This is a genomic window from Enterobacter chinensis, assembly GCF_034008295.1.
Lineage (GTDB): Bacteria > Pseudomonadota > Gammaproteobacteria > Enterobacterales > Enterobacteriaceae > Enterobacter > Enterobacter chinensis.
This window is the reverse complement of sequence record NZ_JARDVI010000001.1, coordinates 470050-481052: the sequence shown is the minus strand read 5'-3', so window position 1 is coordinate 481052 and position 11003 is coordinate 470050. Positions and strand designations below refer to the sequence as shown.

General features: G+C 55.6%; 9 protein-coding genes. 6 read left to right on the top strand and 3 right to left on the bottom strand.

Annotated elements, in window-relative coordinates; all coding sequences use genetic code 11:
- Window positions 1-110: 110 nt before the first annotated feature.
- Window positions 111-1448 (bottom strand): TolC family outer membrane protein, encoded by a 1338-nt coding sequence (locus tag PYW49_RS02465; protein WP_320385543.1) that lies wholly within the window; start codon window positions 1446-1448, stop codon window positions 111-113.
- A gap of 738 nt (window positions 1449-2186) precedes the next feature.
- On the opposite strand from PYW49_RS02465, the gene PYW49_RS02460 reads away from it, so the two are divergent.
- A complete protein-coding gene (locus PYW49_RS02460; protein WP_320385542.1) occupies window positions 2187-2930 on the top strand; it encodes a DeoR/GlpR family DNA-binding transcription regulator in 744 nt (247 codons plus the stop codon).
- Window positions 2931-2943: 13 nt separating this feature from the next.
- Window positions 2944-4011, top strand: a complete 1068-nt coding sequence (locus tag PYW49_RS02455) for an oxidoreductase (RefSeq protein WP_320385541.1) — start codon at window positions 2944-2946, stop codon at window positions 4009-4011.
- 78 nt (window positions 4012-4089) lie between these two features.
- Here the strand turns inward: PYW49_RS02455 and cybB are convergent, their stop codons facing one another.
- The gene (cybB, locus tag PYW49_RS02450; RefSeq protein WP_134350212.1) at window positions 4090-4620 is read right to left on the bottom strand and encodes a cytochrome b561; all 531 of its coding nucleotides are present in this window, start codon (window positions 4618-4620) and stop codon (window positions 4090-4092) included.
- Window positions 4621-4809: 189 nt separating this feature from the next.
- Here cybB and gap point away from each other — a divergent pair, with 189 nt between their 5' ends.
- The gene (gene gap, locus PYW49_RS02445) at window positions 4810-5811 is read left to right on the top strand and encodes a type I glyceraldehyde-3-phosphate dehydrogenase (protein ID WP_134350211.1); all 1002 of its coding nucleotides are present in this window, start codon (window positions 4810-4812) and stop codon (window positions 5809-5811) included.
- Between the two features lie 42 nt (window positions 5812-5853).
- Here gap and PYW49_RS02440 read toward each other — a convergent pair whose 3' ends face one another.
- On the bottom strand, window positions 5854-6657 hold the full coding sequence (locus PYW49_RS02440) for a YdcF family protein (protein WP_320385540.1): 804 nt from the start codon (window positions 6655-6657) through the stop codon (window positions 5854-5856).
- 203 nt (window positions 6658-6860) lie between these two features.
- On the opposite strand from PYW49_RS02440, the gene PYW49_RS02435 reads away from it, so the two are divergent.
- From PYW49_RS02435 to PYW49_RS02425, 3 genes are read left to right on the top strand one after another with little or no spacing between them, the layout of a single operon-like run.
- Window positions 6861-8513 (top strand): MFS transporter, encoded by a 1653-nt coding sequence (locus tag PYW49_RS02435; protein ID WP_320385539.1) that lies wholly within the window; start codon window positions 6861-6863, stop codon window positions 8511-8513.
- A gap of 22 nt (window positions 8514-8535) precedes the next feature.
- A complete protein-coding gene (locus PYW49_RS02430) occupies window positions 8536-9618 on the top strand; it encodes an HlyD family secretion protein (RefSeq protein WP_320385538.1) in 1083 nt (360 codons plus the stop codon).
- Window positions 9615-10994 carry an efflux transporter outer membrane subunit gene (locus PYW49_RS02425; protein ID WP_320385537.1) on the top strand — a complete coding sequence of 460 codons (1380 nt, stop codon included), beginning with the start codon at window positions 9615-9617 and terminating at the stop codon, window positions 10992-10994. The genes PYW49_RS02430 and PYW49_RS02425 overlap by 4 nt, the downstream gene beginning before the upstream one ends.
- The last annotated feature ends 9 nt before the right edge of the window (window positions 10995-11003 follow it).

The following is an 11003-nucleotide window of genomic DNA, read 5'->3' as shown; positions in this document are numbered from 1 at the left end:
TGCAGGTGTAAGGATTCCTGTGGATATGACCACCAGATGGATGTAGCTATCCCTGGGAAAAAACACCCATTATATTAAGACTTATTTTTGCGCAACACTGCGCATCTTTTTTAGCTCAAGTCAGGTAATTTTGCGGCAGCGTTTTTCTCTATTCCAATAAGCGGCATTAAATTATCAACCGCGGAAGCATAATTAATTGCCGAACTCCAGCCATCATACTCAGCGATTATTTTCGCTGATGTGGCCTGCCAGACATCCTGCTCAACGCTGAGCAGATCGTTAATGCTCCGCTTGCTCAGGGTGTATTCATTTTTATAAACATCGCGGGCGCGCAAAGCATTTTCCAGCTGTTGCTTCCCGGCTTCCATTCTTCCCCGTGCGCCGGTCCAGTCAGCCTGCGCGACGGAGGCTTTTTGCAGGACATCGAAACGCGCCTGATCGACCTGAGAGGAGGCCATGGCCCGTGTGCCTTCCGCCTGCCGAACGCGAGCGGAAACCGCGCCCCCCTGATACAGCGGAGCATCAATATTGAGCTGTATCTGGTCGTCCCAGTATGAACGGTTATCCGATTCATAACGGGTGCGTCCCCCTTTCAGGCTTAACGTCGGCCAGTGCTGGGACTTCGCCGTTTCCACGCCATATTGAGCCGAACGTTCCATATTCTGCGCGGCCATCACCGACGGTATTAACGAATAATCAATACGGTTGAGCGAATCTGGCTCAACCGCGAGGTTCGCAGGCACTGGCGACCAGGCTTCTGCCTGCATCCCCGTTAATACCGCAAGCCTTGCGCGCGCGCTGTTTAAGGCGGCGTTATACTGCGCGACCGTCGCCTGCATGCCGGCAATACGCGTGCGGGTCTGCAGCTCATCGGAGGTGGAACTCACGCCCGCGTCTGCGCGCAGCTTTGCCAGCTGCTCGACGTTTTTGAGCGCCTGCACGTTATCAATTGCCGCCTGCAGCAGATCGGAATAGCGTTTGACCTCTACATAGCTCAGCGCCGTTTTTTCCGCCACGTTCGAAAGCGTGCCCATCAACTGGTAGCGGTAGCTATCACGCTGGGCGGAAGACTGGCTGATGCTGTTATTGGTCTTGCCGAAATCGTACAGCAACTGCGTCAGGCTCAGCCCCCAGGCGGCAGAATTCTTCAGTGACCCGCTGGAATCGGTGGTCTGGCTGTGCCCTGTACTCCCGTTCAACGATATTTGCGGCATCCAGCCGCTGCGCGCTTCATCTATTTGTGCCTGGCCAATGCCTAATTGCGCGGCCTGCTGACTAATTGACGGATCGCGATCGATAGCAAAAAGAATACTTTCTTTTAAGGTTGTGGTTGCCACCGGAGCAATACCCACCTGATGACTATTCGCGTACGCCGAATTTATGGCTAATGAAATGAATGCCAGTGCTGCTGTAAATCGGCGTAACATAGGCTTTCGTAATATCGTCATGTTATCTCCCTGACTCTGAGTGATACTCAAGCAAATACCCAAAAGAGGTACAGATAATTAGACAAATATCTTATTTAGCTACCGTGCTGAATTTTAGGTAATAATCCCCACACCCATTTCCATTGGAGATGAGATCTGCCTGCGTCTTATTTCAATTAAGAATTTACTTATTTCTTAAACTGGTTAGCAGCATAACAAAATGTGGTATAGCCCACTACACCCACAATGTTAATGTGGTGTTGCAATTAAGAAAAAACATGGGGTTTCTGGACAAAACCCTAAAAGTACCCTTTCAGATGAAACATACAAACCCCCTGTTATCTAAGGAAAAAACTTAAATCTTTCTGTGCACATTTTTGCGTTAATTTCAGAGCGGGTCAGACACAAAGATTTTCAAAGAAGTGTCAATTTAAGTAACCAAAGGGGTATATTTAAAATTAAAAGCTTTTAAAAAACTAATTAAAGAAATTAAACGCTGCAAAATTTCGATTAAACAGAATTTATACCCATACAATGGCGATACACTGGTTACATAACCCAAATCGTTAAACAAAACATAACAATAACATTGTGATTAACATTCAAAACGGCTTACTTATACCCGCTTAATAAAATTTTAATAATCACCGATATGAACCATCACGCCGCTGCACATCGTCATGATGACATTCCCCTTCTCTCTGCGTCAAAATGCTGTATTATGCAAACTATTGCGACATTTTGCAGGATTACAGCCCCATGCACAAAACCGCACGTCAACGCTACGTCCTGGATATCCTCAGCGAGCAAGGCCAGGCCAGCATCACCGAACTGGCCGAAAAGCTGCAGGTTTCAGCGGATACCATCCGTCGGGATCTGACCGACCTGGAGAACCAGGGCCTTGCGCAGAAGAACCACGGCGGGGCCATCGCGCTGAACCTTTCTGCCATGAACCGGCTGGGTCGCAGCACGCTGCTGCCGGATGCTAAACAGCGCCTGGGAAAACAGGTCGCGCAGCAGGTTCCACCAGGATCTACCCTGTTTCTGGATGCCGGAAGCACGGTGATGGCGGTCGCCACCTTTCTTAAAGGACCGCTGACCGTCATTACCCCATCCCTGGATATCGCCCAGCATTTTAGCGACCGGGAAGATATTGAGCTGATTCTGCTCGGGGGAAAATGGGACCAAAAGCAACGCCTGTTTGCCGGAAGCGCTACCTTGTCCCTGCTGTCCCGGTACCGGGCAGATATCGCCATTCTCGGGGCGTGCGCCATCCATGCCGAGCTCGGCTTGAGTGCCGGTAAAGAAGCAGATGCCGAGGTTAAACGCGCAATGCTCGCCGCAAGCCATGCGCACTGGATTGTCGCCGACCACCTGAAAGTCAACCGCTGCGAACCGTATCTGGTTTCCGGGTTGTCCAGCATTCAACAACTCTTTTTAGATCGTCCCTGGCCCGAGCTTGGGGACCATAGCGCATTGCAGGTCACGGTATGCGCGCAATAACGTGGAGAAGGTCATGAGTAAAGTTCAAACAATCAACATTGCGCTGATCGGGTATGGATTTGTCGGTAAAACCTTCCATGCTCCGCTGCTCCAGTCGGTGGACGGACTTAAGCTGGCAGTGGTCTCTTCCAGGGATGAAGAGAAGGTTAAACGCGATCTGCCGGACGTACAGGTGGTAGCGACGCCGGAAGAGGCCATTCAGCATCCTGATATCGATCTGGTGGTGATTGCCTCCCCCAACGCCACGCACGCCCCGCTGGCGACGCTGGCCCTGAACTCAGGTAAGCACGTGGTCGTGGATAAGCCTTTTACCCTCGACATGCAGGAAGCCCGCGACCTGATTGCGCTGGCGGATGAAAAGCAGCTTCTGCTTTCCGTCTTTCACAACCGCCGCTGGGACAGCGATTTCCTCGGCATTAAGCAGATTATTGAGCAAGGCACGCTCGGCAAGATTAAACACCTGGAGTCGCATATCGACCGCTTCCGCCCGGAAGTCCGCGTGCGCTGGCGCGAGCAGAACGTCCCGGGGAGCGGCCTGTGGTTTGACCTGGGCCCTCACCTGATTGACCAGACGCTGCAGCTCTTTGGCCTGCCGCAGTCGGTTCAGGGGAATATTGCAACGCTGCGCGACGGCGCGGAAATTAACGACTGGGCGCACGTGGTTTTAAACTACCCGGAGCACAAGGTCATTCTTCACGCCAGTATGCTGGTGGCTGGCGGTACGGCCCGCTTTACCGCCCACGGGGACAAAGGCAGCGTGGTGAAAGCCAGAATCGACCAGCAGGAAGCGCAGCTGCTCTCAGGGGTTATTCCCGGCAGTGAAACCTGGGGCGAAGACAGCGACAGTATGGTGTTCTATGGGGCTGACGGCATCCCGCAGACGATCGAGACGCCGAAAGGCGATCAGCGCCAGTATTATATCAACGTACGTGATGCGTTACTCGGGAAAATCACCAATCCTGTCCACCCTGTCGAGGCATTAGCGGTGATGGCCGTGCTGGAAGCGGCGGTGAAATCGTCGGAGACCGGGTCAACGCAGCCGCTGGCGTTAACTGCTGAAGAGCGTGCTCTGCTGCGTTAAAAAACAAGCCGGGTGGCGCTGCGCTTACCCGGCCTACAAACGGTTCTGAGCGCAACGCCACCCGGCAAGCGTTAAAGACTACTGGCGCTTTTTCGGCATCATGCGCAGGAGGGTATTATCTTTCCAGAAGTAGTGATGCATCAGCGCCGCCGCCGCGTGCAGGCCAATAATAAAATAGCCCAGGTTAGCCAGCGTCTCGTGCCACTCTTTCAGTACATCAACCAGGTCAAAATTTGACTCCGCCGCATGCGGCATCACCAGACCAAAAGCAAACCAGTCGCTGCCCCGGTTGTACATCATCACAATGCCAATCAGCGGCAGCGCAATAAACAGCAGATACACCACCAGGTGCCCCAGATGAGACATCCCCGTCACCATCGCTTTTGGCTTCGGCTGAATCGGTGGCGCACGGAATTTCAAACGAACCAGCAGACGTGCCACCATCAGCACCAGGATACTGATACCGCATGAGACATGGATCATATTGATCGTCGGACGTGCGGTGCGCGGGAAGAAACCTTTGAACTCCATGGCGCAGTAGGCGACGATAATTAACAGAAACACCAGCCAGTGGATACCGATTTGCAGGCTTGTATATTTAGTGCGCATATGATTTCCCGGTTAAAAACAGTTATCGCGCCAACATAGTCCCCTTTCCTTAAAAATTCATTAATTTTTCTGTATGGTTTTTCAAATACTTCCCCCCGCATGAAGCATCTTCAATTGCCGCCCTGCCCGTGATGGTCTAAGCCTGGATGAGTTCAAACTGTCGCATCGACACGTTTACAGGAGAACACCATGAGTAAAATTGGCATTAACGGATTTGGACGCATCGGACGCCTTGTACTGCGTCGCCTTCTTGAAACCCAGGACAGCAACACCGTCGTCGCCATCAACGACCTCACCTCCCCCAAAGTGCTGGCCTATCTGCTGAGGCATGATTCAAACTACGGTGGCTTCCCGTGGAGCGTGGATTTCACCGAAGACGCGCTGATTGTGGATGGCAAAACGATCGCGGTTTACGCTGAGAAAGAGGCCAAACATATTCCGTGGAAAAGCGCGGGTGTGGATATCGTCGTTGAATGCACCGGTTTTTATACTTCCGAAGAGAAATCCAGAGCGCATCTGGATGCGGGTGCCAAAAAGGTGCTGATTTCCGCGCCGGCGGGTGAGATGAAAACCATTGTGTTTAACGTGAACGATGACACCCTCGACGCCAGTGATACCATCATCTCCGTCGCCTCCTGCACCACCAACTGCCTCGCCCCGCTGGCAAAAGCCCTGCACGACGCCTTTGAAATTAAAGTCGGTACCATGACCACCATTCATGCCTATACCGGTACGCAGGCGCTGGTGGATGGACCGCGCGGGAAAGATCTTCGCGCCTCCCGCGCGGCGGCAGAGAATATCATTCCTCACACCACTGGTGCTGCGAAAGCCATCGGCCTGGTGATCCCGGCCCTGAGCGGCAAACTGAAAGGACACGCCCAGCGCGTGCCGGTGAAGACGGGTTCGGTGACCGAGCTGGTAGCGATTCTGGGCAAGAAAGTGAGCGTTGAGGAGATTAATGCCGCACTGAAAAAAGCGACCCAGGGCAACAAATCCTTCGGCTATACCGATGATGAGATTGTGTCGTCCGATGTGATTGGCTCGCATTATGGTTCGGTGTTTGACGCCACGCAGACGGAAGTGTCAGAAGCGGGAGAGCTTCAACTGGTGAAAGCCGTTGCCTGGTATGACAACGAATATGGTTTTGTGACGCAGTTGGTGCGTACGCTGGATAAGTTTGCTGCGCTGTAACCGGTTTCCCCTCTCTCTCTGAGAGGGGAATTTCGCCAATGTTCACAGAAGTGAGCGCCGTGATAAGGCCTCGGTGAGGATCGGATCTTTTTGTAACCGTGCCCATGCGGCAGTCACGGCCTCAGGAAATTCAACGTGAGCGATAAAATCCCGCCCGGCCGGGCCATAGCCGTTAACGTCATCATACAGACGCGGCAGTTCCCCCAGAACCAGTGAAAGGTAGCGGTCAACGGGCCACAGTCCGGTGTTGCTCTCGCTAAATTCCACGCCATCTTTGCCGTTCTGCAGTATCGGCGTAATCCCCGGGTGGCTTATCCACTGCGGCGAAACGGTCTCATCCCGGCAAACGCGGGCAAATGTCGCCATCGTACGGCGCTGCATCGTCGGATCCTGCACCACCAGCACCTGCCCGGTTGCTTGCTGATGCTGTTTCAGCATATTCCAGCTAAAACGCGCGTTCTCACCGCAGTTGGTGGATTGATCCTCAATCCACAGGCGTGACTCGGGGATCTGCCAGAACTGCCGCGCAATGTCGGCAAGAATACTCGCTTCCGCCCGCCCCGTTGCCGGTACGGTATGATAATGCGGATGGTTGCCGATGGCTGCGTATAAAAACGCGGTCGAATGGCCTATACCGCCGCTAATCAGGAGCGGGATTTCGCTCTGCGCGGCGATGCGACAGGCCGCATCTATGGTCGGGATCGCCGCGTTCCCTGCCAGAATAACCGCATCGACGTTCGGAAACTGACGTGTTGCACGCAGGTCGTCCTGCGCCAGCCATTCACCGACGGTATTGATGGCCGCCAGCGTGGCATCCGGCAGGAGGGGAAAATGGGTCTGTTCCAAAATGAACTCCTTCTCTGTATCCCTTCAGGGTAGCGACTACAGTATCTCAACACAACGATGACGTCGGCCGCTCTTTTTCCTTAAACTTTCCCTTCAACATTTGATTAACATGCGTAAATCATATTCACTTGAATTATGATTTACGGCAGACGTAGAATCGCGTCCCCGTTAATTCTTCAATTTTTTCAAAGGTAAACAACGTTATGCGCCTGCCCGAACGCGACCCTTATGCTCCTCGCGAGTGGCAGCCACACGAGAAACCCGCCCTGCTGGGCTCGCCTTCTACGCCGGAGCACAGCACGCCCAAACGGATTGCCTATGGTGTCGTGGGCCTGCTGGTATGCCTGACGGGAGCCCTGGGAAATGCGGTGGTCACCGCCAACCTGCAAAATCTGCAGGGGACCTTCGGCGTCTGGTCTACGGAGATCGCCTGGCTACCGGCAGTCTATGTCATGACCAATATTTCCATAAACCTGCTGCTGGTTAAGTTCCGCCAGCAGTACGGTCTGCGCGCCTTCACGGAAGGTTTTCTGGTGCTCTATGTGCTGGTCACCTTTTTCCACCTGTTCGTTAACGACCTGAGCTCGGCGCTGATGGTCCGCGCCGCGCACGGGATGGTGGCCGCCGCGCTCAGCTCGCTGGGGATTTACTATCAGATCCAGGCCTGGCCGGCGAAGCATCGCCTGAAGGCGTTGACCATTGGCATCACCGGATCGTCGCTCGCTATCCCTCTGGCGCGTCTTTTTTCAACCGAACTGCTGCAGCTGGACGAGTGGCGCGGGCTCTATTTCTTCGAACTGGGGCTGGCGCTGATCTCCCTTGCCTGCGTGATAGCGCTGAAGCTGCCGCCGGGTGACCGGCGCAAGGTCTTCGAGAAGAAAGACTTTATCACCTTCTTTTTAATGGCCCCAGGGATGGCCCTGCTCTGCGCCGTGCTCTCATTAGGCCGTCTTGACTGGTGGTTCGAAGCGCCGTGGATCGGCTGGTCGCTGGCGTTATCCCTGGTGCTGATTGTGGCGGCCATCGTCTTTGAACATAACCGCACCAATCCGCTGCTGAACACCCGCTGGCTGTCGAGCGGCAGCATCGTTCGTCTGGGGCTGATCATGTTGCTGATCCGTATCGTTCTCGCCGAGCAAAACACCGGCGTCATCGGCTGGCTCCAGTATGTAGGGTTACAGAACGAACAGATGACGCATCTGGCGTGGTCCATTTTCGCCGGTATCGTCTGCGGGATAGTGACCAGCTGTCTGACCATCAAGCCCACGAAACTGGCGTGGCCGATAATCACCTCGCTGGCGCTGATGATTATTGCCTCGCTGTTGGACAGCCAGTCCAACAACCTGACACGGCCGGATCAGCTGATGCTAAGCCAGTTCCTGCTGGGCTTTGGCAGCGCCTTCTTCCTGGCGCCCGCTATGCTGGCCGCCATTGGCGGGGTGATCGCCGACCCGCGCAACCTGGTCAGCTTCTCGGTGATGTTTGGCATGAGTCAAAACATAGGCGGCCTGCTGGGTTCCGCCATCCTCGGGACCTTCCAGACCTGGCGTGAGAAGTACCACTCCAGCCTGCTGGCGGACCAGCTCACTACGCTGAATCCTCTGGTCAACGAACGCATTCAGCTTTATACCCAGATGTATAAAAGCCTGATTGGCGACAGCGCGCTGCTGGGAACGCAGGCGATAACGCAGCTGCAAACGGTCACCACGCTGGAGGCGAATATTCTGGCTTACAACGATACTTATCTTCTGACGGCGAGTATCGCTGCCGCCACGCTGGTCTGGATTTTATGGCGCTTGCTGCGCCTGCGCATCACTGCCCGTATGGCGCTTAAGAACGCCACCGGCAACAAATAATTGAAATATTTCTGGAGAGTTTATGAGTCAGCAGGATGCCGCCAAAGAGCAGGCCAACACCCGCAAAAATGTGCGCATTGTTTCCGTTTTCACCGCCGCTGCCATCGGTATTGTCGGCGTGCTGGTGATCCTTTATGCGTGGCAGCTCCCGCCGTTCACCCGCCACGCGCAGTTTACCGACAACGCTTACGTGCGCGGTCAGACGACGTTTATCAGTCCGCAGGTCAACGGTTACATCACTGAGGTGAATGTTCAGGATTTTGTGCAGGTCAAAAAAGGCGACCTGCTGCTGCAGATCGATGACCGTATCTATCGTCAGCGCGTACATCAGGCCGAGGCGCAGCTGGCGATGAAAATTGCCGCGCTGAATAACAACCTGCAGCAGCGTAAAAGCGCTGAGGCCGTTATCGCAAAAAATGATGCCGCGCTGAAAAATGCCCGCGCCCAGAGCCTGAAAACCCAGGCGGATTTGAAGCGAGTGAAAGAGCTGACCACTGACGGCTCGCTTTCCATTCGCGAGCGCGACGCTGCGCTGGCGAGTGCCGCCCAGGGCAGCGCGGATATCGACCAGGCGAAAGCCGCGCTTGAAATGTCGCGTCAGGATCTGCAGACGGTGATTGTGAATCGCGGTGCGCTGGAAGCGGATGTAGAAAATGCCAAAGCGGCGCTGGAGCTGGCGCAGATCGACCTGCAAAACACGCGTATTGTGGCCCCGCGCGACGGCCAGCTTGGTCAGATTGCCGTTCGTCTCGGGGCGTATGTCACCGCCGGGACCCATCTCACCACCCTTGTGCCGCCTCAGCACTGGGTCATCGCCAATATTAAAGAGACCCAGCTCGCGGAACTGCGCGTCGGTCAGCCGGTGAAATTCACCGTCGATGCCCTCAATAACAAAGCGTATCAGGGCCGCGTTGAGAGCATCTCTCCGGCGACCGGCGTTGAATTCAGCGCCATCACGCCGGATAACGCCACCGGGAACTTTGTCAAAATTGCCCAGCGTATTCCGGTGCGCATCGAGGTGCTCGGTAAGCCAGAGGCGTCCGCGCTGCTGCGTCCGGGCATGTCGGTGCAGGTGACCATTGATACGCGGGAGGCGAAGCAATGATCCTTCGCCCGATAGCCGCGCTGGTGGTGGCGGTAATGCTGGCCGGATGCCAGTCCGTCGATGTCAAACCGGCGCAGCCGACGCTGCAAATCCCCACGCAGTGGCGCAGCGTCTCAGGCCCTGCCAGCCCGACGGAGCAGCTCTGGTGGCGCAATTTTCATGACAACAATCTGAACCGCTACGTGGACCAGGCGCTTGGGCATAACAGCGATGTCCTGATCGCCCGCGAACGGATAAACGAGTACCAGGCGCGGGTCTTTGCGGCCGACGGCAGCCTCTTTCCCTCGCTCGACGCTGGAATCACAGGGACGCGCGCCCGTTCGCAATCCGCCGCGACCGGGCTACCGGTTTACGGCACGTTGTACAGAGGGAGCCTGACGGCGAGCTATGACGTTGATATCTGGGGCGTCAACCGCAGTACCTCACGCGCTGCCGAAGCCACGCTGGACGCGCAAAAAGCCGCCGCCGCCGCCGCGGATTTGACCGTCGCCTCGTCCGTTGCATCCGGGTATGTCACTCTGCTCTCGCTTGACGAACAGCTGCGCGTGACCGAGTCCACGCTGAAATCGCGCGAAGAGGCATTTAACCTCGCGAAGCGTCAGTTTGAGACGGGCTATAGCTCGCGCCTGGAGTTGATGCAATCGGATTCCGAACTCCGCTCAACCCGGGCGCAGGTTCCGGTGCTGCAGCACCAGATTGCACAGCAGGAGAATGCCCTGAGCCTGCTGCTGGGAAGCAACCCGGGCGATGTGGCGCGCAGCGAAAGCTTTGCGTCGCTAACGCCGCTGACGCTGCCGTCGCAGCTGCCCTCTACGCTTCTGAACCGCCGGCCGGATATCGCTCAGGCTGAACGACAGCTGGTGGCGGCTGATGCTTCGCTTGCCGCGTCGCGCGCCAGCCTGCTGCCGTCGATCAACCTGACAGCAACCGGATCGATACAGGATCGCACCCTGTCGGGCCTGCTGGACAATCCGCTTCAGCTCTGGAGCGCAGGGGGAAGTATTCTCGCCCCGCTCCTTAACCGCCAGGCGCTCAATGCGCAGGTGGATATCTCTCAGTCCCAGCGTAACCAGGCGCTGTACGCCTATGAGAAAACCGTGCGTAACGCGTTTGCCGAAGTGAACAACAGCCTTGATGCCATTACGCGCTATCAGGAACAGCTGACGGAGCTGCTTGCCCAGCAGGATGTAGCCCAGGAGACCCTGCGCATTGCGCAGAATCGCTATCGCAACGGTTATTCATCCTATCTGGACGTGCTGGATGCACAGCGCACGCTGTTCTCGGTCCAGACCAGCGTCGTGCAGGTGAAAAATAACCTGCTGCTGGCGCAGATTGATTTGTATAAAGCGATGGGCGGCGGCTGGGTTAGTGCCTGAAAACCTGCC